The following is a 24759-nucleotide window of genomic DNA, read 5'->3' on the forward strand; positions in this document are numbered from 1 at the left end:
GTTATCGCGGCTGGCAGCTCATGCGGGCCTGGCTGGCCTCGGCCAGCATGGCCACCAGACGCTCGCTTGACTCCCAGCAGAGGCAGGCATCCGTGATGCTTTGGCCGAAGGTGGCGGCGCGCCCGTCAACCACCTCCTGACGCCCCTCCACCAGGAAGCTCTCGGCCATGATACCGGCGATGCCGCTGCGGCCGCGGCGCAGTTGATCACAGATATCCTCGGCCACCAACATCTGACGGCGGTGATCCTTCATGCTGTTGCCATGGCTGAAGTCCACCACCAGGCGCTGGGGCAGGGCCACGCCCGCCAGGGCCTCGCACGCCTCATCGATGCTGGCTGTGTCGTAGTTGGGCCTGTGGCCGCCGCGCAGGATAACGTGACCGTGCGGATTGCCGGCGGTGCGGTAGATGGTCATCTTCCCCTCTTTATCGGGGGAGTAGAAGATGTGGCTGTGGCGGGCGGCACGCACCGCATCGATGGCGATGCGCAGGTTACCGTCGGTGCCATTTTTGAAGCCAACCGGGCAGGAGAGGGCAGAGGCCATCTCTCTGTGTACCTGGGACTCTGTGGTGCGGGCGCCGATGGCGCCCCAGGTGATGAGGTCGGCGTAATACTGACCGGTGACCATGTCGAGAAATTCGGTGGCGGTGGGCATGCCGAGCTGGTTGATCTCGAGCAGCAGCTTGCGGGCCAGGCAGAGCCCCTGATTGACGTCGAAACTGCCATCCAGGTGGGGGTCGTTGATGAGCCCCTTCCAGCCGATGATGGTGCGCGGCTTCTCGAAATAGGTGCGCATGACGACGCACAGGCTCGAGGCGTAGCGCTCGCGCAGGATCACCAGACGACGGGCATACTCCAGGGCTGCCTCTGGATCGTGAATGGAGCAGGGCCCAATGATCACCAGCAGACGCTTGTCCTCCCCCTGCAAGATGGCCTCCACTTCCCGTCGGGCCGTCAGCAGATGGCCCGCCGTCTCGTCATCGATGGGAAAGGAGCGAGCCAGCTCGCGTGGAGTGATGAGATCGCCGATGCGCCGTGTTCTCAGTTCGTCAGTGTGAATGGACATATACAACTCGGGTCAAATGGCCGACAGGGCCCATGAAAGCAAGGGCTTACCATAATGCAAAAGCCGCTTGATTGAAACCGCAGGGCGCTCTGGTACTATCGTGCCCTTCTGTTCTGTACTGCTTGCACATAATCGAGGTGTCATGTGGGAAAACCTGGGGCTACCGGTCTGACCCGGATCATTCACGCCACCGGATACAGCATCAAGGGGCTCAAGGCCGCCTGGTGCAATGAGGCGGCCTTTCGCCAGGAGCTGATGCTCATCCTGTTTCTCATGCCGTTGGCGTTTTGGGTCGGCAATACCCTCGAGCAGATCCTGCTGCTGGTCTGTGTCAGCTGGCTGGTGGTGATCGTCGAGGTGCTCAACTCGGCCCTGGAGGCGGTGGTAGATCGGATTGGATCGGAGCGCCACGAGCTGTCGGGTCGGGCCAAGGACATGGGCTCGGCCGCGGTGTTTCTGGCATTGGCCCTGACCCTGTTCGTCTGGGGGGCTATCGCCGGTCGTAACTTGTTCGGATGGTGGTAATGGTCGCACAAACGGCACTCTCTGCCGGCTTTTTGCCCATTTGAGAGAAAAAAAGGGAAAAAGCCTTGAAATATTCCCTTCGGGTCGCCACCTTCGGCTCCGGTTGTGCATCAAATCGCGTGCTGGTGCACAGAATCGTACGGCGCTGCGGCTCGACTCGACCGGACCGCACCGCTATAATGCCGCGTCTGATTTTCATTTGAGCAAAGACACCCTGTTGTCTTTGAATACCAGGAAGACCCCGGGGAGACCCTTGGGGAGATAAAGGGTCAGCACCGAGTGCTGAGTTGAACGAGGTAAAAGAATGCAAGTTTCTGTAGAGACAACCCAGGGTCTGGAACGTCGCCTGACTATCACTGTTCCGGCTGCCGCCGTTGACGCCGCCGTGAAGAAAGAGCTGAACGGTCTGGCCAAGTCCCGTCGCATCGACGGTTTCCGTCCGGGCAAGGCACCTGTTTCCATCATCAAGAAGATGTTTGGCGCCCTGGCCCATGCCCGCGTTGCCGACGAAATGATGCAGACCAACTTCATCAAGGCCATCATCGATAACAAGCTGAGCCCGGCCGGTGCCCCGACCATGGATCCGCAAGAGATCAAAGAAGGTCAGGATTTCGTCTTCTCCGCCACCTTCGAAGTCTATCCCGAGTTCGAAGTGGCCGGTCTGGAGAGCATCAAGATCGAGAAGCCGGTTGCTGCCGTGACCGACGCCGATCTGGACAAGATGATCGACACCCTGCGCAAGCAGCACGCCACCTGGTCTGACGTTGACGCCGCTGCCGCCGATGGCATGCGTGTCACCATGGACTTCGTCGGCTCCATCGACGGTGAAGAGTTTGACGGCGGCAAGGCCGAAGGCTTCAACCTGGTACTGGGTGCCGGTCGTATGATCCCGGGCTTCGAAGACGCCATCATGGGCAAGAAGGCTGGCGACGAGTTCACCATCGAGGTGACTTTCCCGGCTGACTACCACGCCGAAAACCTCAAGGGCAAGGCGGCCAAGTTTGCCTCCAAGCTGCACAAGGTTGAAGAGCAGATCCTGCCGGAGCTGTCCGAGGAGTTCGTCAAGCGTTTCGGTATCGAGAGCGGTGCCGTTGAAGAGCTCAAGGGCGAGGTTCGCAAGAACATGGAGCGCGAGCTCTCCCAGGCCCTGAAGAACGCCGTCAAGGAGCAGGTACTGAACGGTCTGGTCGACACCAATGCCATCGACCTGCCGAAGGCTGCCGTTGAGCAAGAGATCGACGCCATGCGCAAGCAGGCCCTGCAGCGCTTCGGCGGCTTCCAGGGTGGCAACGCCCCCGAGCTGCCGGCCGAGCTGTTCAAGGACCAGGCCGAGCGCCGCGTGCGCGTTGGTCTGCTGCTGGGTGAAGTGATCCGCACCAACGAGATCAAGGCTGACGACGCTCGCGTCGAGTCCATCATCGAGTCCATGGCCACCGCCTACGAAGATCCGAAGGAAGTGGTTGAGTACTACAAGCAGAACGAGCAGGCCCTGAACGGCGTGCGCAACCTGGCCATCGAAGATCAGGCGATCGACCTCATCCTCTCCAAGGCTCAGGTGACCGAGAAAGCGGTAAGCTTCGACGAGGTCATCAACAAGTCTGCTGCCGGTGCCTAAGAACATTTGACTTAAGGTCAAGAGTGTTACGTATAATGGCCCGTGTGTTACTCACTCGGGCCATTTTATTTTAGGGACAATGCCTTATGTTCAAAAACTATAACGATGTGACCGACTCCCCCAGCAATGCCCTGGTCCCCATCGTGGTTGAGCAGACCGCCAAGGGTGAGCGCTCCTACGATATTTACTCCCGTCTGCTCAAAGAGCGGGTGATCTTCCTGACCGGTCAGGTGGAAGATCAGATGGCCAATCTGGTGGTGGCACAGCTACTGTTCCTCGAGTCCGAGAATCCGGACAAGGACATCTACATCTATATCAACTCGCCGGGTGGCTCGGTGACTGCGGGCATGTCCATCTATGACACCATGCAGTTCATCAAGCCGGACGTGAGCACCGTCTGTATGGGTCAGGCCTGCTCCATGGGCGCCTTCCTGCTGGCCGGTGGTGCCAAGGGCAAGCGTTTCTGCCTGCCCAACGCCCGGGTGATGATTCACCAGCCCCTGGGCGGTTTCCAGGGCCAGGCGTCGGACATCCAGATCCACGCCCAGGAGATCCTCAAGATCAAGAACACCCTGAACGAGCGTCTGGCATTCCACACCGGTCAGGACATGGCCACCATCGAGCGCGATACCGACCGTGACAACTTCATGTCGGCCGAGCAGGCGGTAGCCTATGGTCTGGTCGATGGCGTGCTGACCCATCGCTCCTGAGCACTCGGGCGCGGCCTGTAGTACACTGACCATGAGAGTGCGCAACGACCGCGCCATCACGATAGAGGTTTCTTAATGACAGACAAACGCAAGGGTGAGGGCGAAAAGCTGCTCTATTGCTCTTTTTGCGGCAAGAGCCAGCATGAAGTGCGCAAGCTGATCGCGGGCCCTTCCGTCTATATTTGCGACGAGTGTGTCGAGCTGTGTAACGACATCATTCGCGAAGAGATCCGCGACATCTCTCCCAAACGGGAAGGTGCCGAGCTGCCGACCCCGCACAAGATTCGTGCCCATCTCGATGACTACGTCATCGGGCAGGAGCATGCCAAGAAGGTGCTGGCGGTGGCCGTCTACAACCACTACAAGCGTCTGCGCTCGAGCGGTGTCGATACCAACGGGGTTGAGCTGGGCAAGTCCAATATTCTGCTGATAGGTCCTACCGGTAGCGGTAAGACTCTGCTGGCCGAGACCCTGGCGCGCCTGCTGGATGTTCCCTTCACCATGGCCGATGCCACCACACTGACCGAAGCCGGTTATGTGGGGGAGGACGTGGAGAACATCATCCAGAAGCTGCTGCAAAAGTGCGACTACGACGTAGAGAAGGCCCAACGCGGCATCGTCTACATCGACGAGATCGACAAGATCTCCCGCAAGTCCGACAACCCCTCCATCACCCGCGACGTGTCCGGGGAAGGGGTGCAGCAGGCCCTGCTCAAGCTGATCGAGGGGACCATTGCTTCCGTGCCGCCCCAGGGTGGTCGCAAGCATCCGCAGCAGGAGTTCTTGCAGGTCGATACCTCCAAGATCCTGTTTATCTGTGGCGGTGCCTTCGCCGGTCTCGACAAGGTGATCGAGCAGCGCTCCGTCAAGGGCACCGGCATCGGTTTTGGCGCCGAGGTCAAATCCAAGGATGCCAAGGCAACCTTGAGCGAGACCTTTGCCAAGGTCGAGCCGGAGGATCTCATCAAGTACGGTCTCATCCCCGAGTTCATTGGTCGTCTGCCTGTGGTTGCGACCTTGAGCGAGCTCGACGAGGCTGCCCTGATCCAGATCCTGCAAGAGCCCAAGAATGCGCTGACCAAGCAGTATGCCGCCCTGTTCGATCTGGAAGGGGTGGAGCTGGAGTTCCGTGAGGATGCTCTGGTCGCCATTGCCAAGAAGGCGATGGAGCGCAAGACAGGTGCTCGTGGCCTGCGCTCCATCGTGGAGGCCGTCCTGCTCGATACCATGTATGACCTGCCTTCCCAGGAAGGGGTCAGCAAGGTGGTCATCGACGAGGGTGTCATCAAGGGAGATACACCGCCCCTGATGATCTACGAGCGTCCTGAAACCCAGGCCGCAGCCTCTGAGTAAGTGACTGTGTTTTAACCAAATGAAAGGGGCAAATCGCCCCTTTCATGCTTTTTGGCTCCTTATTCGTTGAATCCCCCCGATCTGCCCCCATATACTCACCCAAGCGCTAGCCAACGGTATAACAAGCCGAGAGGACATATATGAACCTAGAGCGTTCAGAACGCATCGAGATTCCCGTCCTGCCTCTTCGTGACGTGGTGGTTTATCCCCACATGGTCATTCCACTCTTCGTGGGGCGGGAAAAATCCATCCGGTGTCTGGAAGCGGCGATGGAGCACGACAAGAAAGTCCTGCTCATTGCCCAGAAAGATGCCTCCACAGATGATCCGACGGTCGAGGAGATGTTCTCGGTCGGTACTGTGGCCAACATACTCCAGATGCTCAAGCTGCCCGATGGCACCGTCAAGGTGCTGGTCGAGGGTGGCCAGCGGGCATGCCTGGAGCGGATGGTCGATGATCGGGCCTATTACGTAGGGGAGGCGAGCTACCTCACCTCCGAGGGACTCCCCGAGCGGGAGGCCGAAGTGCTGGTGCGCTCCGCCATCGGCCAGTTCGAAGGCTACATCAAGCTCAACAAGAAGATTCCGCCCGAGGTGCTCACCTCCATCGCAGCCATCGATGATGCGGCTCGCCTGGCCGATACCATGGCCGCCCACATGCCCCTCAAGCTCGAGGACAAGCAGAAGGTGCTGGAGTTTGCCTCCGTCGCCGAGCGTATCGAGTTCCTGATGGCCATGATGGAGTCCGAGATCGATCTGCTGCAGGTCGAGAAGCGCATCCGCTCTCGCGTCAAGAAGCAGATGGAGAAGAGCCAGCGGGAGTACTACCTCAACGAGCAGATGAAGGCGATTCAAAAAGAGCTTGGCGAGCTGGAAGACAGCCCCGACGAGTTCGAGGCCCTCAGCCGCAAGATCGATGAGTCCGGTATGCCGGAAGAGGCGCGTGAGAAGGCCCTCTCCGAGCTCTCCAAGCTCAAGATGATGTCGCCCATGTCGGCCGAGGCAACCGTGGTGCGCGGCTATATCGACTGGCTGGTGCAGGTGCCCTGGAAGGCGCGAACCAAGGTCAAGAAAGACATCGCCAAGGCCCAGGATATCCTCGATGCGGACCACTATGGCCTGGAGAAGGTCAAGGATCGCATCCTCGAGTACCTGGCGGTGCAGGCGCGGGTCAACAAGCTCAAGGGGCCCATCCTCTGCCTAGTTGGCCCCCCCGGTGTGGGCAAGACCTCGCTGGGTCAGTCGATTGCCAAGGCCACCGGCCGCAAGTATGTGCGTATGGCCCTCGGTGGCGTGCGTGACGAGGCCGAGATCCGTGGCCATCGCCGCACCTATATCGGCTCCATGCCCGGCAAGCTCATCCAGAAGATGGCGAAAGTGGGCGTCAAAAACCCCCTGTTCCTGCTCGACGAGATCGACAAGATGAGTTCGGACATGCGTGGTGATCCCGCCTCCGCCCTGCTCGAGGTCCTCGATCCGGAGCAGAACAACAGCTTCAGCGATCACTATCTGGAGGTGGACTACGACCTCTCTGATGTGATGTTTGTCGCCACCTCCAACTCCATGAACATCCCGGGCCCGCTGCTCGATCGGATGGAGGTGATCCGTCTGTCAGGCTACACCGAGGACGAGAAGCTCAACATCGCCAAGCAGCACCTGGTGGCCAAGCAGGTACAACGTAACGGCCTTAAAGAGAGCGAGATCACCCTCGAAGACTCTGCCATTCTCGGGGTGATCCGTTACTACACCCGCGAGGCCGGGGTGCGTAGCCTGGAGCGGGAAATCTCCAAGATCTGTCGCAAGGCGGTCAAGAAGATACTGCTCGACAAGAACATCAAGCATGTCACCGTGAACCAGGAGAACCTCAAGGAGTTTCTCGGGGTGCAGCGCTTTGACTACGGCAAGGCTGAAGAGCACAACCAGGTGGGTCAGGTGTGTGGCCTGGCCTGGACCGAGGTGGGGGGCGATCTGCTCACCATTGAGGCGACCTCAGTGCCCGGCAAGGGCAAGCTCACCTTTACCGGTTCGCTGGGAGATGTGATGCAGGAGTCCATCCAGGCCGCCATGACGGTGGTGCGTGCCCGTGCCGAGAAGCTGCGCATCAACGCCGACTTCTACGAGAAGCGGGATATCCACGTACACGTGCCGGAAGGGGCGACCCCCAAGGATGGTCCGAGTGCCGGTATCGCCATGTGTACCGCCCTGGTCTCCAGCCTCACCGGCAATCCGGTGCGTGCCGATGTGGCCATGACTGGCGAGATCACCCTGCGTGGCGAGGTGCTCCCTATCGGTGGCCTCAAGGAGAAGCTGCTGGCGGCTCACCGTGGTGGCATCAAGCGTGTGCTGATCCCCAAAGAGAACGAGCGCGATCTGGAAGAGATCCCGGCCAACGTCAAGGCCGATCTGGAAATCCATCCGGTACGCTGGATCGATCAGGTGCTGGAGCTGGCTCTGGCCGAAAATCCTCAGGGTTTTGAGGTCGTTTCTGACGTTAAAGCATGATGTACCGCAAATTTGGTGCATGAGGGCGGGGGAGAAGGCTTGCAAGGTCTCATTAAGGGCAGTAGCCTTGTCCCCCGACCGGGAACTCATGATGAGTCGCAAGGCGTGATGTGGCGCGGGTTTGCGCCAGATTGTCACTTGCAACTGATCAGGAGGCTTGTTATAAAAACCTCCACTTGTTGCGGCCAGGGAAATCAGCGCCGTAGCGATGTTCGATAAAAGGGGAAATAAGAGTGAATAAATCTCAACTGATTGACAAGATTGCCGATGGCGCTGATATCTCCAAGGCCGCTGCCGGTCGTGCGCTGGATGCCTTCATCGATGCCGTTACCGACTCTCTGAAAGAGGGTGACCAGGTTGCCTTGGTTGGTTTCGGTACCTTCGCCGTTCGTGAGCGTGCCGCTCGTTCTGGTCGCAACCCCCAGACTGGCGCCACCATCGAGATCGCTGCCGGTAAAGTCCCTGCCTTCAAAGCCGGCAAGGCCCTGAAAGACGCAGTCAACTAAGCCGCCTCGGCTTACTGTTCGATTCGTCGAACCGAAGATGTGAGAGGGCTTCCCTCATACTGATTGACCAAGGCGCATCGCATCCGGTGCGCCTTTTTATTGTTTTTGCCTGGAGCAACAGTAAAAACATGATGATGGATAAACTGCGCGAAGGGGCGCAGGGCAAGGTGGCCAAGATCATCTTGGGCCTGATCATCCTCTCCTTCGCATTGGCCGGTGTGGGCAGCTATCTGAACCGTCCCGCCAACACCGCCGTCGCCGCCGTCAACGGTAACGACATCTCCCCCCAGGCGCTGGAAAATGCCTATCGCAACGAGCGTGCCCGTCTCGAGGCCCAGATGGGCGAAGAGTTCAACCGCCTCGCCGAGAATCCCCAATACCTCAAGCAACTGCGTCGCAGCGTGCTGGATCGTCTGATCGATCAGGCGCTGGTCGATGCCAAGGCGCACGAGTTGGGGCTGCGGATCGGTGACGAGCAGATTAAGCAGGCGATCGTTGCCATGCCCGAATTCCAGAAGGACGGCAAGTTTGACAACGAGCGCTACCTGCAGCTCATTCGTCGGGCAGGCATGTCTCCCGAGATGTTCAGCGAGAGCATTCGCCAAGACATGGTTCGCCAGCAACTGGTGGGTGGACTGCTGGGGAGTGAATTTGTGCTCCCCGGTGAAGCCGCAACCCTCGACAAGCTCTATCAGCAGAGCCGCGATGTACGCCTGGTGCGTCTGCCTGCGCAGGCCTACCTGAATGATGTGCAGGTGAGTGACGAGGAGATCAAGCAATACTTCGACGCCAACCAGAGCCGCTTCATGAACGATGAGCGGGTCAAGGTGGACTACCTGCTGCTCGACGCCGCCAACCTGGCCCAGGGTATCCAGGTCAGCGATCAGGACGTGCGCGACTACTACGACCAGCATCAGGATCAGTTCCAGCGCAGCGAGCGTCGCCGTGTGGCGCATATTCTGATCCCCTTTGGCAAGGATGAGGCCGCGGCCCTGAAGAAGGCTGAGGACGATCTGGCAGCCCTCAAGGGCGGTGGCGATTTTGCCGAGCTGGCCAAGCGTGACTCTTCCGATACCTTCTCTGCCAAGAAGGGAGGAGAGCTGGACTGGTTTACCAAGGGCGTGATGGATCCGGCCTTCGAGAAGGCGGCCTTCGAGCTTGCCAAGGTGGGTGATCTCTCCGCCGTGGTGAAGAGCCCGTTTGGCTTCCACATCATCAAGCTGACCGGTGTCGAGCCCGCCACTGTGCGTCCGTTTGACGAGGTTCAGTCCGAGACCAAGGATCGCCTGCAAAAGGAGAAGGCCCGTGAGCGCTACTTCGCCGAGCAGCAGAAACTGGCTGACGCCAGCTTCGAGAATCCCGATTCTCTGGATGCGGCCGCCAAGGCGGTGGGTCTGAAGGTCATCTCCAGCGACTACTTCACCCAGGGCAGTGCTCCGGCTCCCCTCAACGATGGCAAAGTGATCTCCGCCGCCTTCTCCGAGATGCTGCGTGAAGAGAACACCAACTCCGACGTCATCGAGATTGGTGATGGCAAGGCGCTGGTGCTGCACGTGATGGACTACAAGGCCAAGGCGGCCAAGCCGCTGGATGAGGTCCGTGATCTGGTGGTGGCTGCCATCAAGCGCAGCAAGGCCAGTGAAGTGGCTCGCAGCAAGGGTCAGGAGCTGATGGCCAAGTTCCAGTCCGGCGCCGCCGGCGAGAAGGACCTGCAAGCCCTCGGTCTCAAGCTTGAGAGCGAGAAGGGCGTTACCCGCTTTGCCCAGGGGCTGGATCAGAGCCTGGTTGCCGAGATCTTCCGCATGCCGCACCCGGCCAAGGACAAGCCCACAGTCGAGTTGATTGCCCAGAGCAACGGGGATCAGGTGATCGTCGCCCTGGATGCGATTCAGGTGCCCGAGAAGGCTTCTCAGATGGCTGAACTCATCAAGGGGCAACTGGGGCAGGTGAAGGCTCAGGCCGATTACAAGGCGCTGCTCGACAGCCTGCGCAAGGCGGCCAAGATCGAGTATTTCGCCAATCAGGAGGCGGTCGTCGAATAAGCGATGACCCATGAAAAAAACCCGCCATTGTTGGCGGGTTTTTTTATGCACTTTATATTCATAACTCAGAGAGAGGGGAAGTACCCTGAAGCCCTCAGGCAAGGCAAGGGGCCTTGCCTGAGGGGGTCACGCCTCGCTATCGTCAGGGCGCTGCTCATGCTCGGCAACTCGTTGATCCCACCGCTCTTTTGCTTTTGCTTGGGCACGTTGCTCGAACTCCTGGCGCATCTGCGCCACCTCTTCACGAATCGACTCTTCCATAAGAGGACTCCTACGCCAAGTGAAATGAGCCCAAACCGTACCATCGTTTTATGAACATAAAATGAATGAAATGAGGAGAAGACTCATATGGCTGGTATCAAAAGGGGAAGCAGATGCTTCCCCTCTGAAGTCATTGGGCCGTGAGGTAGATCTCGCGGCTGTAGACCACGTCCTGCGGGTTCTGATAGGGGTAGCCCTTGACGAAGGGTTTGAGCAGACGGGATTTGACCGAGAAGTAGATGGGGGCGATGGGGGCCTCCTTGTCGATCAGGGCCTCTGCCTCCTGATAGAGACGGGTACGCTCGGCGGCGTCCATGGAGTCATGGGCCTTGGCCAGCAGGGCATCATACTCGGTGCTCTTCCATTGACCGCTGTTGGCACTGCTGGAGCTGCTCATGATATCGAGGAAGGTGGAGGCGTCGTTATAGTCTCCGTTCCAGCCATAGCGGCTGACGTTGAAGTCCCCCTCGTTGAGGGTGGAGACCATGGTCTTCCACTCCATGTTGTTGAGCACCGCATTGACGCCAAGGTTCTGCTTCCACATGGAGGCCACCGCCAGGGCGATGCGCTTGTGCCCCTCGTTGGTGTTGTAGAGGATGTCGACACTCAGCGGCTTGCCCGGGCCATAGCCGGCCTCGGTGAGCAGTGCTTTGGCCTTCTCGATGCGCGCTGCCTTGGTCATCAGCTGGCTCTCGGGCTTCTTGAGCTCGAAACCATCGACGATGGGGGGGGTGAAGCTGTAGGCGGCGATCTGCCCCTGGCCCAGGATCTTGTCGGTGATCACCTCACGGTCGATGGCCAGAGACAGGGCACGGCGTACCCGCACATCGTCAAACGGTTTGCGCTTGGTATTGAAGACGTAGTAGTAGCTGGCGAGGATGGGCACATTGACCAGCTCGCCGGGGCTCTCCTGCTTGATCTTGCGATACTGCTCGAGGGGGTAGGTGGTGTAGTGCAGTTCACCGGAGCGGTAGCGGTTATAGCCGGCCGTCTCGGAGGCGATCTCCAGATAGAGCACCTTGTTGATCACCGTCTTGGCGTTATTCCAGTAGCTGGGGTTGCGCTCGGCGATGAGCCGCTCGTTGGGGGTCCACTCCTTGAGCACATAGGCGCCGTTGGAGACGATGTTGCCCGGTTTGACCCACTCCTGGCCGAACTTCTCTATGGTGGCCTTGTGGGCCGGGAAGGTGGTGTAGTGGGCCAGGGTCTTGAGGAAGAAGGAGGTGGGGCTCTTGAGGGTCACCTGCAGGGTGTGCTCATCGAGTGCCTTGACCCCGAGCTCGGAGGGCGGCAACTTGCCTTGCAGCACATCACCGGCATTCTTGAGCCCCATCAGCTCGATAAACCAGGAGTACTGAGAGGCGGTCTTGGGGTCGGCGGCACGCTGCCAGCCATAGACGTAGTCGGCGGCGGTGACCGGATCACCGTTGGACCATTTGGCCTCGGGCCTGAGCTTGAAGGTGTAGACGGTGCCGCTCTGATCCACCTCGTAGCTCACCGCACCGGCCGGTACCAGCTTACCTTCCCCATCGAGGCTGAAGAGGCCTTCGAAGAGATCGTTGACGATCTCGCTGCCGGCACTCTCTTCCACCAGTTGTGGGTCGATTGAGGCTGGCTCTGTATTGATGTTGCGAACAAATACCTGTTGTTCGGCGGGGAGGAGGCGGGTGCCGGGCGGTACTTCTGCCGCCAGGGCGGGGAGGGAGAACAGCGCAGCCAGGGAGGCCGCGATCAGGGTCTTCTTCATGAATATGTCCTTGTTATGTTTGCTTCCGAGCAATCGGCAGTGTGCGTGAAGCCGTCTCCCGAGACAAGGCGGTGATATAAACTCGCAGCAAAAATAAAGTCCCCCGACACTGCCGTGGACTCCCGCAGGCAGAGCGGATCGGGGCGGGAGAAGGGGGGAAACAAAGGGGCCGGATGGGAGGGATTCAGGCGAGTTAATTCGCTGCAAAAAGCAAAAAAAGGCGTTACATTCGGTTACATAGCGCTGTCACCCAAGAACAGCGATTTTTTTGCTCTGTTTTGCAAACGTTTTCAACGCCAACGGTTCACGTTAAGGACATACGATGAAAAACATGGTCACGCTCGGTGAATTTATCGTCAAGAAGCAAGCCGAGTACCCCAGCGCCACCGGTGAGCTCAGCTCCTTGCTCAGCTCCATCCGACTCGCAGCCAAGGTGGTCAACCGGGAGATCAACAAGGCGGGCCTGGCCGATATTATCGGCTCGGTAGGGGCCGAAAACGTACAGGGAGAGGTACAGCAAAAGCTCGATGTCTATGCCAATGAGCGCTTCAAGGCGGCCCTCGAGGCCCGCGGTGAGGTATGCGGCATGGCCTCGGAAGAGGAAGAGGATTTCGTTGCCTTCGACTCGGCGCTGGCCAAGAATTCCAAGTACGTGGTGCTGATTGACCCCCTTGACGGCTCTTCCAACATCGATGTCAACGTCTCGGTCGGCACTATCTTCTCCATCTATCGCAGGGTGAGCCCTGCCGGCTCCCCGGTGGTGCTGGAGGACTTTCTGCAGCCGGGTCATCGTCAGGTCGCGGCCGGTTACGTGGTCTATGGCTCCTCGACCATGCTGGTCTACAGCACGGGCTACGGGGTCAACGGCTTCACCTATGACCCCTCCATCGGCTGCTTCTGCCTCTCTCACGAGAATCTGCGTATTCCCCAGGAGGGGAAGATCTACTCCATCAACGAGGGCAACTACATCAAGTTCCCGGATGGGGTGAAGAAGTACCTTAAATATTGCCAGGAGCTCGACGAGGCGACCCATCGTCCCTATACCGCTCGCTATATCGGCTCCCTGGTATCGGATTTTCACCGCAATCTGCTCAAGGGCGGCATCTACATCTATCCGTCCGGCACCAATGCCCCCAAGGGGAAACTGCGCCTGCTCTATGAGTGCAATCCGTTGGCATTCCTGATTGAGCAGGCCGGCGGCAAGGCTTCCGATGGCTTTCGCCGTATCCTCGACATCGAGCCCACTGCCCTGCACCAGCGCACCCCTTACTTCATCGGCTCTACCAAGATGGTGGAGCGGGCCGAAGCCTTTATGCGGGAGTTCTCCTCCCATGAAGAGCCCAAGGGCTAAGCGGTGGAGTGAACAACGAGCAAGAGGGAGGCGTCAGCCTCCCTCGTGTGATCAGGGCAGCGCTCAATGTCGGCGTCGGTGCAAATAGAGCCCCAAGTGGGTGCAGGTGGCCCCGAGTATGCCGCCAGCCGCCACCTCGAGCACCCTCGCCATGACCACCGCCTCACTGCCCCGAAAGGCCTCTATGCTCAGTGCAATCAGCAGGCAGCGGCTGGCAAAGGCAAGGCCATAGGGGCGCATCGCCAGGGTGAGCGGGATCAATATGCTGCCCAGGGTGGCCACATAGTGGGCCGGATGCAGCGACACCAGCGCCAGTCCCACACCGCCTCCGGCCATGGCACCCAGGATCCTGGCCTTGAGCTTGCGGTAGATCTCCCCTGTCTCCATCATGCTGACGCTCATGGCCGACCAGATGATCCATTGCCCGTGGGGAGGGCGATGATAGCCGACCCACAGCGAGCAGATCAGCACGGCGCCCCCGAGACCTACGCAGGGATAGAGGATATCGGCCATGGGCCTGGCGACCTGTTTGGTGTCAATCGGCTTGCCGGTCGATAGCAGCAGAAAGGGGCCTGCCAGGGGCAGGATCAAGAGCGCCAGGGAGAGGGGGGCCGGCGAATCCGGACCATAGGCGATGTAGAGGGCCGGAATAAACACCCAGCTGGCCAGAGTGCGCCAGGCTTCACCATAACATGAGAGTGCGCTGCAGAGCATGGCCAGGAGCGTGGTAAAGAGGGCAAATAGCCAGGGGTGGGGCAGGAGATACTGAAGCGTCGCGAGTGTCGCGGCGATGAGCAGCAGATGCATCAGCATGCCCCGACGTCCCCGGCCAAGGGCTCGCTCACCCCGCTGTAGCGCCGCACACACCAGCAGCATGGCGACGCCCTCCCGGCCCGGAGCGATGAGATAACAGGCTCCGGCAGGGAGCAGCGCCATGGCCATGCTCATCAGCTCCTGGCGGTGAGTTGGCCCAGGCATCATGGCTGGGCGTCGAGCATCTCGGCCACCGTCATGATGCGGGCAATTCGAGAGAGGCTGGCGATCGCGTGGCGGTGCTGCGCGGGATCTGCGGCGGCGCAGGCATCCTCAAGCAGGGTGATCTCATAGTCCCTGTCATGGGCATCGCGCACCGCCGATTGAATGGCCCATTCGGTGCTGACGCCGCAGATCCAGAGGTGGGTGATGTGATTGGCCCTGAGGGCCGCCTCCAGGGATGTCCCATAAAAGGGGCTCACTCTGGGTTTGGTCAGCACCAGATCTGTGTCTCGCACCTCCAGTGCGTCGTGAAATGCCGTACCGCTTGCGCCCAACATCAGGGCGCCAAGCAGATGTGCTTTACCGAAGATGGCTGAATGCTTGGGTTGGGCGTGGTAGTGGGGATCAAATCCGACCTTGATCAGAATGACCTTCCAGCCCTGCTGACGGGCGTAGGCCATGGCCTGGTTGGCATGCGAGATCGCCTGCTGCTCCTGACAGTGGCTGGCACAGCCTGCAATCTTGCCCTGAGGGTGGACAATATCGTTGATGAAATCGATGACCAGTAGGGCCTGATGGGAATCTTGTTGCATGAGATCACTCCTTGGTTGTGGATATCAGCATACGGTTTGCGAGCGATTTGAGAATCGACATATAGTGAACGTCATGTAAGAAAATCTGACAGATCGCAAGCCATGTCCCTTCCACCGCTGAAAACCCTTCCCGTATTTGTAAGTATTTGTCGTCATCTAAGCATCAGTCAGGCGGCCGATGAGCTCTGCCTCACCCACTCGGCCGTCAGTCAGAGCCTCAAGAGTCTGGAGACTTTTCTGGGCTGCCGGCTACTGGAGCGAAACACCCGCGGCATGCAGCTCACCGAGCCCGGTCGCCATTTTCTGATGGCCGTGGAGGAGGGGTTGGGGGCGATAGGGTCGGCGACCCAGAGGATCATGAGCAGGGTAGAGGGGGAGGTGAGGCTCAACCTGGCGCCGACCCTGGCCCTGCGCTGGTTGATCCCGCGCATGCCGGCCTTGCAGGCGGCGCTGCCTGATGTGGGGCTGCAGCTTGGTACCTACCGCCGGGATGAGCTGACGGGTCGCCGTGCCGGGTTGGATATGGCGCTGGTGAGCGCAGAGCCTAACCCCTTCGATCGCTACCCTCACTACCCCTTGTGTCCCGACCGGCTGATCCTGGTGGCGGCGCGGGGCACCCGGAGCGAGCCACTCGGGCAACTGCTTGGCCATACCCCCTGCATCGGTGTGCAAGACCCATTGAGAGAGCCTGACTGGCCGACCTGGCTTGCCGCTAACGGTCAGGCACAGCGTGACCCCGAGTTGATGTTCAAGAGCTCACCACTGGCGATCCAGGCGGCCATCGCCGGCCTGGGCCTGCTGGTGACTCATCACCTGTTTGTGATCGAAGAGCTGCAGGCCGGCCTGCTCGTCAAGCTGGGAGAGTCGGTGGTGGCCGCAGAGTACCGGCTGGTGGCGCTGGCTCCCGGCGGTATTAGCGAGCCGGCACGGCGGGTGATCCAGTGGCTGCAGCAAGAGGCAGCGGCCCTGGAGTGCCGCTGGGCAGAAGAGGAGGGCGTGTGAGCATCACCCACACGCCACTGTGATTCACAGGGCCGGCAGCAATCCTGCCGAGACGCCCAGTTGTACCACGACGATAAGACCCCCCAGGGTGGCGGCGCCGGCCAATGCCAGAGTGCCGCCGGGGGCGCGGTAGGCATTCGGGGTCGCGACCTTGCGCGCCTGCCAGGCCAGGGCTACCGGCAGCAGCACCGCAAGGATTGCGAGCGCAATGGCGGCGTAGCCGAGTGCCATGATGAAACCCTGGGGAAAATAGAGGGCAAACAGCAGGGGCGGCATAAAGGTGATGAGGCCGGTCTGGGCTCGACCCTGCCAGTTATCCTTGCGACGGGTCACCTTGGCCATGAAGTCGAACAGCCCCAGGGTCACACCAAGGAAGGAGGTGGCGAGCGCCAGATCCGCAAACAGATGCATGGCCTGGCTAAAGGCGCTCCAGTCGATCTCCTGACCGATGCGGGCGAGCAGGCCGTCGAGGGCGCCACCGCTGGCGAGCAAATTCTGCTGACCGAGCAGGCCGAGGATGGCCACCTGCCAGAGCACATAGAGGATGAGGGGCAGGGCCGAGCCCCACACAAACACCCGGCGCAGACGGCGCGGATCCCGACCCAGATAGAGCATCACGCTCGGGATGGAGCCGTGAAAGCCGAACGAGGTGAAGATAACCGGCAGGCCCGCCAGCAAGAGTCCCTGCTCAAGGGGCATGGCCAGCAGATGTTGTCCCTCGGCACGGGGCAGGAGCAGGGTCAACACACCCACCATGATCACTAACTTGGTCGCAAACATCAGGCGGTTGAGGTAGTCAACCGAGCGGGTACCCACGCACACCATACCCCCGAAGAGCAGGGTAAAGAGCCAGGCGGCCTGGGTCTGTCCCAGCGCCATGCCCTGTTCCCCCAAGGCCTGGGCCAGCAGGGCACTGCCGCCGCTGATGTAGGCCGCCGCCAGCGAGTAAAACAGCATCAACACACAGAAGGCGGCCAGCCGCTTGCCCCAGGGGCCGAGCAGATGATCCGCCAGCTGATGCAGATGAGAGTGGCCAGTGACAAGGCTCGCCTCGACCTGCAGCATGGCGGTGTAGGCCATCAGGGCCCAGAGGATCACCATGAGCAGCAGGGTGGCGGGGCCGCCGAGGGAGGAGGCAGCCAGGGGCAGGGCCAGCATGCCGGCGCCTATGGTGGTGCCGGCGATGAGCAGGGTACAACCGAGGGTTCTGGATCGCATGAATTCGTTTCCGTAAAGCTATTTATACAAAAGATTCGGGATGGAATGGATGCCGCCACCAGCCTTTGGCTGGTGGCTAGAGATATCGGTTGTCAATGAGGAGTGACATAGCATAACCCGCTGTAATTGAGGGTTGCCACTGTAAACAAGGGGAGGGGCAGTGGCAAGCAAAAGGGAGGGCTTTGTTCACATTTCTGGCCAGAAAGCGGAAAGAAAAGATGACGCCGGCCGGGCCGGCGTCCGGATCAGCGCCTGTGCAGGCTACGGCTGACCGCGTGAATGCCGCAGGGGTAGTGGCCCCCGATGGCGGCGATGGCCAACTGCAGGGCCTTGGCGGCGATCTCGTCGTGGCGTTGGGGGAGGGAGTGGATGGCGCAGGGCAAGAAATCGAGCAGTCGATCGTCACCGAAGGTGGCCATGGCCAGGCTCTGCATGTCGATCCCCTGCTCCAGCAGATAGTCGAGCACCCCCTCCATCAAGACGTAGGAGGTGGTGATCAGCGCCGCCGGCAGGGTACCGCTCTGTCGGTGTAGTCCGGCCAGCAGGCGATACCCCTCGGCGCGATCGAAATGGGCGCCGGCGCACTCCCACACCCGGGCCGAATGCCCCTCCAGGGCCTGCACAAAGCCCTCGCGGCGCTCCTCGCTGATGGTGAGACCCGGCATGGCGGTGATCAGGGCGATACTGGCCAGATCCGGGCTCAGCAGGGCCCGGGTGAGGGCCTCGGAGGCCTCGCGGTTTTCACTGGCCACCGAGACGAAGTGTTCGGGATCCATCACCCGATCGATGGCGATGATGCGGGCCCCCTCGCGCTGGCGATCCTGATACCAGGTCTCCTCCGGGGGCAGGCAGCTGGCCACCAGGAGGGCATCCACGTGGCGGGCAAGCAGCATCTTGGCCAGCTCGCGCTCGGTATCGGGCTCATCTTCCGAGCAGACGATAAGCAGCTGATACCCCTGGGCGCGGGCACCCTGCTCGAGGCGTTTGGCCAGCTTGGCGTAGCTGGCGTTTTCCAGATCGGGCAGGATGAAGCCCAGGGTCCTGGTCTGTCCGCCGCGCAGGGAGGCGGCGCGGCTGTCGGGTTGATAGTGGTGGGCCGCCACCACGGCCATCACCTTGTCGCGGGTAGCCTGGCTGATGCGGTACTGCTCGGCCTTGCCATTGATCACATAGCTCGCCGTGGTACGGGATACCCCCGCCAGCGCGGCTATCTCTTCGAGTTTCATCGTCTTATCTCACTTGGCGCCGTGATCACGAAAATTGTGCGCCCGATCATACCATTGGAATCTTGTTCCTGGCGCGGGCTTGAATAAATCGCTGAAACGATTCAGTCTTCAGGTTAAGTGAAACGATTCAGCTTGTCAGCATCCCAAGCCAAAAAGAGCGGGGATGGCCCCACGGCTCTCACCCTGCGGTGGTTGGTGCCGAGGCGAAGCGAGTCGACCGGCGTTCCCAAGCCGCCGGTACCGAAACATTGATATTGCATTGACTGGAGAGTGTTTATGTTGACCCTGGCACCCGATGAGATCCTGTTGGACCAGCGCGCCGCAAGCAAGGACGAGGCGATCGCCCTGTTGGCGTCACGGCTCGAGGCTGCGGCCCTGGTAGAGCCCGGTTACCTGGTCGGCATGCAGGCCAGAGAGGCCCAGCACGCCACCTATCTGGGTAACGGCATCGCCATTCCCCACGGCACCACCGAGACCCGCCACCTGGTGCGCCAGACCGGGGTGCGCGTGGCCCAGTTCCCGCAAGGGGTGGAGTGGGACGAGGGGCACAAGGCCTATCTCGTCATCGCCATCGCCGCCAAGTCCGACGAGCATCTGGGGATCTTGCGCCAGCTCACCCGGGTGCTGGGGGATGAGGCCGCCACCGAGCGCCTTCGAACCACCCGGGATGTGACCGAGATCATCCGGGTGCTCTCGGGGGAGGGTGACCCGCTGGTAACCGGGGCGACAGGCCGGACTGACGGTCAGCGGGAGCTGGCTGCCCTGGCACACTTCCCGGCCCTGAGCCTCGATGAGTTGCTGCTGGGGGCCGGTGCGCGCGCCAAGTCCCTCGGCTGGCTCGACACTCAGGCCCTGGCCACTTTGCTGGGGGCCGCTCCCCTGCATCTGGGGCAGGGGGTATGGCTGGCCCGCACCGCCGCTGGGCAGGCCGGATGGCTGTTGGCCACCCCGGCCCAGCCACTGGTGACCCATGGCCACGAGGTCAACGCCCTGCTGCTGCTCTGCGCCAATGGCCGGGGGCATGAGGCGGAACTGGGCCGGCTGGTGGAGCTGACAGGTGCTGGCCGCCTCGGCGAGCTGGCCCGGCACGGGCTGACCCTGCTGCAGGGCGAGGCTGCCCCGGTCGCCTCCCAGAGCGACGGCCACAGGGCCACCTTCACCATCGTCAACCCCCACGGCCTGCACGCCCGTCCCGGCGCCATGCTGGTCAAGGTGGCCAAGGAGTATGAGGCAGAGATCCGCGTTGCCAACCTCGACGGCAGCGGCGAGGAGGTCAACGCCAAGAGTCTGATGAAGGTGATAGGTCTCGGGGTCAAGTGTGGCCATCGCCTGGCATTTCGCGCCGAGGGGACCGATGCCGGGGCCGCCCTCGAGGGGCTTGGCGAGGCCATCGCCGCCGGTCTGGGTGAAGGGGCCGGAGCATGAAGATAGCGACCATCACCCTCAACCCGGCCCTCGATCTGACCGCTCGTCTGGACGAGCTCTGCGTGGGGGAGGTTAACCTCGCCGCTCAGGCCTCCCTGCGCCCTGCCGGCAAGGGGATCAACGTGGCCATGGTGCTCAAGGATCTCGGCGGCGAGGTGACCGTGACCGGCTGGCTCGGGGCGGGGAACCAGATCCCCTTCGCCGAGCTGTTTGGCCAGAAGGGGCTTACCGATGCCTTTGTTCGGGTGCCCGGCGAGACCCGGATCAACGTCAAGATTGCCGAGGGCTGTGGCCGGGTGACCGATCTCAATTTGCCGGGCCTGCAGATAGGCGAAGAGGCCCGGCAGGCGCTGCTGGTCACCCTGGACAGGCTTTGCCTCGATCACCACTGGTTTGTGCTGGCGGGAAGCCTGCCCAAGGGGATCGAGCCCGAATTTGCGCGCGAGCTGGTCGCCCGTCTCAAGGCGCGCGGCAAGCAGGTGATCTTCGACTCGAGTGGCGCGGCCCTGCGTGCCGGCCTGGGTGGCTTGCCAACCCTGGTCAAGCCCAACCGGGAGGAGCTTGGCCAGTGGGCCGGTCACCCCATCGAGAGCGATCAGGAACAACAGGCCTGCGCCAACACCCTGCTGGCCCAAGGGGTCGACCATGTGGTGGTCTCCGACGGCAGCCGAGGCCTGCTCTGGTTTGGCCGGGAAGGGGTGCTGCGTGCGGTGCCGCCACGCATGGAGGTGGTCAGTACGGTCGGTGCCGGGGACTCCCTGGTGGCCGGCCTGGTCTATGGCCTGGCCAGCGGATTGCCCAGAGAGGAGACGATTCGCCTGGCCACCGCCGCCTCGGCCCTGGCGGTGAGCCAGGTGGCCGTTGGATTTGACGGGCGCGAGCAGCTCGCGCCCCTGATGGAACGCGTTGTCGTTACACAACTGATGACTCAAGGAGATGCCCAATGAAAGCATTGATAGTCACGGCTTGCCCCGCGGGCATTGCCACCGGTTTTCTCGCCGCGCGCCGCCTCGAGCAGGTAGCCAGGGCGCAGGGGTGGGAGGTCAAGGCCGAGGCCAGAGGCCATGATCCGCTGTTGAGCGAGGCCGAGATCGCCGCCGCCGAGCTGGTGGTGGTGGCCGCCAGTGGTGAGGCGGATCTCGCCCGCTTCGAGGGCAAGCGCCTCTATCGGGGTGAGATAGAGCAAGCCATACAGGCGCCCCAGGCCCTGCTGGAGGCGGCGATCCGTGAGGCCAGCCCCTATGCCCATGTGGCCAGTCCCAAAGCCCGGAGCGAAGTGGCCGCCAGCGGACGCATAGTGGCGGTGACCGCCTGCCCGACCGGGGTGGCGCACACCTTTATGTCGGCCGAGGCCCTCGAAACCATGGCTCCGCAGCTTGGTTACGAGATCCGAGTCGAGACCCAGGGCTCGGTCGGTGCGCAAAATGCCCTGACGGCGGAGGAGATCGCCGCCGCGGATCTGGTGCTGCTGGCCACCGATATCGAGGTGGAGATGTCCCGTTTCGATGGCAAGCGGGTCTATCGCACCAGCACAGGGGCGGCCCTCAAGAAGACCCGCGCCCAACTTGAAAAGGGGTGGAGCGAGGCCAAGGTCTATCGCCACAGCGGGGGGCTGAGCGAGCCCAGGAAGGCGGAGAAGGCCGGGCCCTACAAGCACCTGCTGACCGGGGTCTCCTTCATGCTTCCCATGGTGGTGGCCGGTGGCCTCATCATCGCGTTGTCGTTCGTGTTTGGCATCGAGGCGTTCAAGGTGGAAGGCACCCTGGCCGCGGCCCTGATGCAGATCGGTGGCGCCTCGGCCTTTGCCCTGATGATCCCTGTGCTGGCGGGTTATATCGCCTACTCCATCGCCGACAGACCGGGTCTGGCACCCGGCATGATAGGGGGCATGTTGGCCAGCGCCCTTGGCGCCGGTTTCCTCGGTGGCATAGTTGCGGGTTTTCTCGCCGGTTACAGCGCCAAGTACTTGAGTGACAAGGTGCGCCTGCCGGTGACCCTGGAGGCGCTCAAGCCCATCCTCATCATCCCGCTGGTGGCGAGCCTGTTCACGGGGCTGGTGATGATCTACGTGGTGGGTGGCCCGGTCGCCGGCATCATGAGTGCCATGACCGAGTTTTTGAACAACATGGGGTCGGCCAACGCCGTGCTGCTGGGTGTCATTATCGGGGCCATGATGTGCTTCGACATGGGCGGCCCGGTCAACAAGGCGGCCTACGCCTTTGGGGTCGGTCTGCTCGCCTCCAAGACCTATGCGCCCATGGCGGCCGTGATGGCTGCCGGCATGGTGCCGGCACTGGGGATGGGGATCGCCACCTTCCTCGCCCGCAAGAAATTCATCAAGGCGGAGCAAGAGGCGGGCAAGGCCTCCTTCGTGCTGGGTCTGTGCTTTATCTCCGAGGGGGCCATTCCGTTTGCCGCCAAGGATCCCATGCGCGTCATCCCCGCCTGCATGGCCGGTGGTGCCCTGACCGGTGCCCTCTCCATGCTGTTCGGTTGCGAGTTGATGGCGCCCCACGGCGGCCTGTTCGTGCTCTTTATCCCGGGCGCCATCAGCCATGTATTGCCCTACATGCTGGCCATTGCCGCAGGCTCGGCGCTGACCGGTGTCAGCTATGCCATGCTCAAGCGCAGCGAGCAGCCGACGGCCAGCCTTGCGACCGCCTAATCAATCCCCTGATGCAAGCGGCCCTCGGGCCGCTTTTTTATTGGCGTGAACGGGAACCCAGGGTCGCTTAAAAATCCCATCCATCCGGAGTCGGCGGCTCCTGACCGCTCTCGACGGCCTTGCGTCTGGCGGCCTCGACCCGGCGTTTGCGGTCCCGGCACAGACGCAGCACCTCCTGTTGCTCGGAGGCGGACATCTTCTGCCAGTTAAAGCGCTCCTCGCGGCTGCGATAGCACCCCTTGCAGTAGCCACGGTTATTGGCCTCACAGACGCCAATACAGGGGCTCTGCAGAGGAAAGAATTCGAGCTGCTCCATGATGGCTCCCGTCAATCCCTGCTCATGTTATAACCCAGGGGCGGTCACTTGTAACTTATTGATAACCCCCTGCAAAAAAAGGTGCTTTACGGCTCTTGGCGGGTTTGCTTTGTGACCGGCTTTTTGGCATCTTGCCGTCCATCAGTGGCTTGGTGTTGTATGAGGACCTAATGAAGATGCGCTCCGGTTGGTGGTTGGCCATTCCCCTGGCTCTTGGGGGGTGTGCCGGCTCGGGGGAGGCCCCGAAGAAAGCGGTGAAGCCCACGGCAGAGAGCTGCTTTGTGGATTGCAACCAGGAAGAGAACCTGGGGCGGCAGTATCTCGACGGCAGCTTGCCCGGTGAGCTGAATCACGTGACCCGGGTCAACAGCAAGCAGGCTCGCAATTTTCGCATGTTCGGTCCCCAGAGCCAGCTGGTGGTGGACAGATCCAAACGCATGGCGAGCCGCTACGGGGATCTCTACTACAAGCTCAACCGCTGGATAGCGGCCGGTGGCGATCCTGCGGCCTTACCAGGCTACGGCATCTCGCTGGCACAGATGGGGGGCGCCGATCGTCAGGGGAACATCCTCTTCACCGGCTATTTCTCCCCGGTGCTCGAGGTTCGGCGCCAGAAAGGGGGAGAGTTCAAGTACCCCCTCTACGCCATGCCCAACTGTGGCGGGCGTTGCCCGAGCCGGGCCCAGATCCATCAGGGCGCCCTGGCCAATCGTGGCCTGGAGCTCGGTTATAGCAAGTCCCTTATCGACAACTTCCTGATGGACGTGCAGGGGTCGGGATTTGTCCACTACGGGGAGTCGGATCAGCTGCAATATCTCGGCTATGCGGGCAAAAACGGCCATGGCTACGTCAGCATAGGTCGGGTGCTCATCGATCGGGGCGAGGTGGCCAAGGAGAAGATGTCCCTCAAGGCCATCAAGGAGTGGGCCGACAGCAAGTCTGAAGCCGAGGTCAAGGAGCTGGTGGAGAACAACCCCTCCTACGTCTTCTTCCAGCGCCGTCCCACCAACGATGTGATCGGTGCCGCCGGCATCCCTCTGCTCGGCATGGCGGCGGTGGCGGCCGATCGCCGCCTGCTCCCCATGGGCACTCCTATCCTTGCCGAGGTGCCCCTGCTCGATAAGGAGGGGAACTGGACCGGCCGCCATGAGTTGCGCCTGCTTATCGCCCTCGATACGGGCGGGGCGGTCAAGGGCGGACACCTGGATCTCTATCACGGCATGGGCGAGAAGGCCGGGCTGGATGCGGGCCACTACAAGCACTTCGGCCGGGTCTGGAAGCTGGGGTTGCACAGTGGCCCCACCGCCGCCCCCTGGGTCTATTGATGGTTGCAGGCTGCCCCCGGGCAGCCTTTTTTATGTCATCCTGACATCCAAAAGGAGGTGGTCATGAGACGATGGCTGTGGATGGTGTTGCTGCTGGCTCTTCCCCTGCACGCCGAGGTGATGGTGCGCGACATGTTCGATGCCCAGGGGGCGGCGCAGACCCTGCGCGAGCTCTATCCGGATCTGGGGGTGAGCCATCTGGGAAGCCAGCTGGTGGTGAGCGGCCCGGCGGCGCGTCTGGCCGAGGTGAAGGGGACGCTGGACACTCTCGACCGGCCGCCGGCCATGCTCAATGTGGCGTGGCGGGTGGTGGGGGAGACGCGCGATCAAGGGTGGC

General features: G+C 61.5%; 21 protein-coding genes and 1 pseudogene. 14 read left to right on the forward strand and 8 right to left on the reverse strand.

The features are described from left to right. Position 1 precedes the first annotated feature (1 nt). Positions 2 to 1066 carry a 3-deoxy-7-phosphoheptulonate synthase gene (locus BN1133_RS01160; RefSeq protein WP_050664737.1) on the reverse strand — a complete coding sequence of 355 codons (1065 nt, stop codon included), beginning with the start codon at positions 1064 to 1066 and terminating at the stop codon, positions 2 to 4. A gap of 144 nt (positions 1067 to 1210) precedes the next feature. On the opposite strand from BN1133_RS01160, the gene BN1133_RS01165 reads away from it, so the two are divergent. The 7 genes from BN1133_RS01165 to ppiD all read left to right on the forward strand — a co-directional run bounded on the left by BN1133_RS01165 (position 1211) and on the right by ppiD (position 10318). Then, positions 1211 to 1591, forward strand: coding sequence for a diacylglycerol kinase (locus BN1133_RS01165; protein WP_050664738.1), 381 nt, complete (start codon positions 1211 to 1213; stop codon positions 1589 to 1591). A 304-nt stretch (positions 1592 to 1895) separates the two neighbouring features. After that, positions 1896 to 3206, forward strand: a complete 1311-nt coding sequence (gene tig / locus BN1133_RS01170; RefSeq protein ID WP_050664739.1) for a trigger factor — start codon at positions 1896 to 1898, stop codon at positions 3204 to 3206. A gap of 86 nt (positions 3207 to 3292) precedes the next feature. Further along, entirely contained in the window at positions 3293 to 3916 is a 624-nt protein-coding gene (clpP, locus tag BN1133_RS01175) for an ATP-dependent Clp endopeptidase proteolytic subunit ClpP (RefSeq protein ID WP_005354052.1), read from the forward strand. A 75-nt stretch (positions 3917 to 3991) separates the two neighbouring features. After that, positions 3992 to 5269 carry an ATP-dependent protease ATP-binding subunit ClpX gene (gene clpX, locus BN1133_RS01180; protein ID WP_050664740.1) on the forward strand — a complete coding sequence of 426 codons (1278 nt, stop codon included), beginning with the start codon at positions 3992 to 3994 and terminating at the stop codon, positions 5267 to 5269. 140 nt (positions 5270 to 5409) lie between these two features. Further along, on the forward strand, positions 5410 to 7770 hold the full coding sequence (gene lon, locus BN1133_RS01185; protein ID WP_050664741.1) for an endopeptidase La: 2361 nt from the start codon (positions 5410 to 5412) through the stop codon (positions 7768 to 7770). A 233-nt stretch (positions 7771 to 8003) separates the two neighbouring features. After that, on the forward strand, positions 8004 to 8276 hold the full coding sequence (gene hupB / locus BN1133_RS01190; RefSeq protein WP_005354046.1) for a nucleoid-associated protein HU-beta: 273 nt from the start codon (positions 8004 to 8006) through the stop codon (positions 8274 to 8276). A 128-nt stretch (positions 8277 to 8404) separates the two neighbouring features. Next, the gene (gene ppiD, locus BN1133_RS01195) at positions 8405 to 10318 is read left to right on the forward strand and encodes a peptidylprolyl isomerase (RefSeq protein WP_050664742.1); all 1914 of its coding nucleotides are present in this window, start codon (positions 8405 to 8407) and stop codon (positions 10316 to 10318) included. A 126-nt stretch (positions 10319 to 10444) separates the two neighbouring features. Here the strand turns inward: ppiD and BN1133_RS20510 are convergent, their stop codons facing one another. Together BN1133_RS20510 and BN1133_RS01200 are read right to left on the reverse strand one after the other, a co-directional pair. Continuing rightward, positions 10445 to 10579 carry a hypothetical protein gene (locus tag BN1133_RS20510; protein ID WP_256364888.1) on the reverse strand — a complete coding sequence of 45 codons (135 nt, stop codon included), beginning with the start codon at positions 10577 to 10579 and terminating at the stop codon, positions 10445 to 10447. Positions 10580 to 10709: 130 nt separating this feature from the next. Then, entirely contained in the window at positions 10710 to 12326 is a 1617-nt protein-coding gene (locus BN1133_RS01200; RefSeq protein WP_050664743.1) for a peptide ABC transporter substrate-binding protein, read from the reverse strand. Between the two features lie 322 nt (positions 12327 to 12648). Here BN1133_RS01200 and fbp point away from each other — a divergent pair, with 322 nt between their 5' ends. Then, complete coding sequence (fbp, locus tag BN1133_RS01205) at positions 12649 to 13677, forward strand: class 1 fructose-bisphosphatase (RefSeq protein WP_050664744.1); 1029 nt, start codon at positions 12649 to 12651, stop codon at positions 13675 to 13677. Positions 13678 to 13740: 63 nt separating this feature from the next. On the opposite strand, the gene BN1133_RS01210 is transcribed toward fbp, so the two are convergent. Both BN1133_RS01210 and BN1133_RS01215 read right to left on the reverse strand, forming a co-directional pair. Continuing rightward, a complete protein-coding gene (locus BN1133_RS01210; RefSeq protein ID WP_050664745.1) occupies positions 13741 to 14625 on the reverse strand; it encodes an FUSC family protein in 885 nt (294 codons plus the stop codon). 29 nt (positions 14626 to 14654) lie between these two features. Beyond that, complete coding sequence (locus BN1133_RS01215; protein ID WP_050664746.1) at positions 14655 to 15245, reverse strand: cysteine hydrolase family protein; 591 nt, start codon at positions 15243 to 15245, stop codon at positions 14655 to 14657. A gap of 102 nt (positions 15246 to 15347) precedes the next feature. Here BN1133_RS01215 and BN1133_RS01220 point away from each other — a divergent pair, with 102 nt between their 5' ends. Beyond that, entirely contained in the window at positions 15348 to 16247 is a 900-nt protein-coding gene (locus BN1133_RS01220) for a LysR family transcriptional regulator (protein WP_050664747.1), read from the forward strand. A gap of 24 nt (positions 16248 to 16271) precedes the next feature. Here BN1133_RS01220 and BN1133_RS01225 read toward each other — a convergent pair whose 3' ends face one another. Together BN1133_RS01225 and cra are read right to left on the reverse strand one after the other, a co-directional pair. Further along, a complete protein-coding gene (locus tag BN1133_RS01225; protein ID WP_050664748.1) occupies positions 16272 to 17465 on the reverse strand; it encodes an aromatic amino acid transporter in 1194 nt (397 codons plus the stop codon). Positions 17466 to 17710: 245 nt separating this feature from the next. Beyond that, positions 17711 to 18691 (reverse strand): catabolite repressor/activator, encoded by a 981-nt coding sequence (gene cra, locus BN1133_RS01230; RefSeq protein ID WP_050664749.1) that lies wholly within the window; start codon positions 18689 to 18691, stop codon positions 17711 to 17713. A 276-nt stretch (positions 18692 to 18967) separates the two neighbouring features. Here cra and fruB point away from each other — a divergent pair, with 276 nt between their 5' ends. Genes fruB through fruA form a run of 3 tightly spaced genes read left to right on the forward strand, consistent with a single transcriptional unit; the run spans position 18968 to position 22781 of the window. Further along, positions 18968 to 20116, forward strand: a complete 1149-nt coding sequence (gene fruB / locus BN1133_RS01235; protein ID WP_050664750.1) for a fused PTS fructose transporter subunit IIA/HPr protein — start codon at positions 18968 to 18970, stop codon at positions 20114 to 20116. Continuing rightward, positions 20113 to 21063: a 1-phosphofructokinase gene (gene pfkB / locus BN1133_RS01240; protein WP_050664751.1), complete on the forward strand. Its 951-nt coding sequence runs from the start codon at positions 20113 to 20115 to the stop codon at positions 21061 to 21063. Before fruB ends, pfkB begins: the two co-directional genes overlap by 4 nt. Further along, the gene (gene fruA, locus BN1133_RS01245) at positions 21060 to 22781 is read left to right on the forward strand and encodes a PTS fructose transporter subunit IIBC (protein ID WP_050664752.1); all 1722 of its coding nucleotides are present in this window, start codon (positions 21060 to 21062) and stop codon (positions 22779 to 22781) included. Before pfkB ends, fruA begins: the two co-directional genes overlap by 4 nt. Before the next feature lie 67 nt (positions 22782 to 22848). On the opposite strand, the gene BN1133_RS01250 is transcribed toward fruA, so the two are convergent. Further along, positions 22849 to 23097 carry a DUF1289 domain-containing protein gene (locus BN1133_RS01250; protein ID WP_050664753.1) on the reverse strand — a complete coding sequence of 83 codons (249 nt, stop codon included), beginning with the start codon at positions 23095 to 23097 and terminating at the stop codon, positions 22849 to 22851. 170 nt (positions 23098 to 23267) lie between these two features. On the opposite strand from BN1133_RS01250, the gene mltA reads away from it, so the two are divergent. Together mltA and BN1133_RS01260 are read left to right on the forward strand one after the other, a co-directional pair. After that, positions 23268 to 24422 carry a murein transglycosylase A gene (gene mltA / locus BN1133_RS01255; protein WP_050664754.1) on the forward strand — a complete coding sequence of 385 codons (1155 nt, stop codon included), beginning with the start codon at positions 23268 to 23270 and terminating at the stop codon, positions 24420 to 24422. Positions 24423 to 24485: 63 nt separating this feature from the next. Then, positions 24486 to 24759 (forward strand): annotated as a pseudogene (locus BN1133_RS01260) (hypothetical protein); the annotation flags it as partial.

Source organism: Aeromonas schubertii (genome assembly GCF_000820105.1).
GTDB lineage: Bacteria > Pseudomonadota > Gammaproteobacteria > Enterobacterales > Aeromonadaceae > Aeromonas > Aeromonas schubertii.

What these genes read in the sequence shown, in the direction of transcription:
- BN1133_RS01220 (WP_050664747.1), top strand. Translation starts at nt 15,348, where the DNA reads ATGTCCCTTCCACCGCTGAAAACCCTTCCCGTATTTGTAAGTATTTGT.
- clpX (WP_050664740.1), top strand. Translation starts at nt 3,992, where the DNA reads ATGACAGACAAACGCAAGGGTGAGGGCGAAAAGCTGCTCTATTGCTCT.
- fruA (WP_050664752.1), top strand. Translation starts at nt 21,060, where the DNA reads ATGAAAGCATTGATAGTCACGGCTTGCCCCGCGGGCATTGCCACCGGT.
- BN1133_RS01250 (WP_050664753.1), bottom strand. Translation starts at nt 23,097, where the DNA reads ATGGAGCAGCTCGAATTCTTTCCTCTGCAGAGCCCCTGTATTGGCGTC.
- BN1133_RS01160 (WP_050664737.1), bottom strand. Translation starts at nt 1,066, where the DNA reads ATGTCCATTCACACTGACGAACTGAGAACACGGCGCATCGGCGATCTC.
- clpP (WP_005354052.1), top strand. Translation starts at nt 3,293, where the DNA reads ATGTTCAAAAACTATAACGATGTGACCGACTCCCCCAGCAATGCCCTG.
- ppiD (WP_050664742.1), top strand. Translation starts at nt 8,405, where the DNA reads ATGATGATGGATAAACTGCGCGAAGGGGCGCAGGGCAAGGTGGCCAAG.
- lon (WP_050664741.1), top strand. Translation starts at nt 5,410, where the DNA reads ATGAACCTAGAGCGTTCAGAACGCATCGAGATTCCCGTCCTGCCTCTT.
- BN1133_RS01225 (WP_050664748.1), bottom strand. Translation starts at nt 17,465, where the DNA reads ATGCGATCCAGAACCCTCGGTTGTACCCTGCTCATCGCCGGCACCACC.
- cra (WP_050664749.1), bottom strand. Translation starts at nt 18,691, where the DNA reads ATGAAACTCGAAGAGATAGCCGCGCTGGCGGGGGTATCCCGTACCACG.
- pfkB (WP_050664751.1), top strand. Translation starts at nt 20,113, where the DNA reads ATGAAGATAGCGACCATCACCCTCAACCCGGCCCTCGATCTGACCGCT.
- fbp (WP_050664744.1), top strand. Translation starts at nt 12,649, where the DNA reads ATGAAAAACATGGTCACGCTCGGTGAATTTATCGTCAAGAAGCAAGCC.
- BN1133_RS01200 (WP_050664743.1), bottom strand. Translation starts at nt 12,326, where the DNA reads ATGAAGAAGACCCTGATCGCGGCCTCCCTGGCTGCGCTGTTCTCCCTC.
- mltA (WP_050664754.1), top strand. Translation starts at nt 23,268, where the DNA reads ATGAAGATGCGCTCCGGTTGGTGGTTGGCCATTCCCCTGGCTCTTGGG.
- BN1133_RS01210 (WP_050664745.1), bottom strand. Translation starts at nt 14,625, where the DNA reads ATGAGCATGGCCATGGCGCTGCTCCCTGCCGGAGCCTGTTATCTCATC.
- BN1133_RS01215 (WP_050664746.1), bottom strand. Translation starts at nt 15,245, where the DNA reads ATGCAACAAGATTCCCATCAGGCCCTACTGGTCATCGATTTCATCAAC.
- fruB (WP_050664750.1), top strand. Translation starts at nt 18,968, where the DNA reads ATGTTGACCCTGGCACCCGATGAGATCCTGTTGGACCAGCGCGCCGCA.
- BN1133_RS20510 (WP_256364888.1), bottom strand. Translation starts at nt 10,579, where the DNA reads ATGGAAGAGTCGATTCGTGAAGAGGTGGCGCAGATGCGCCAGGAGTTC.
- tig (WP_050664739.1), top strand. Translation starts at nt 1,896, where the DNA reads ATGCAAGTTTCTGTAGAGACAACCCAGGGTCTGGAACGTCGCCTGACT.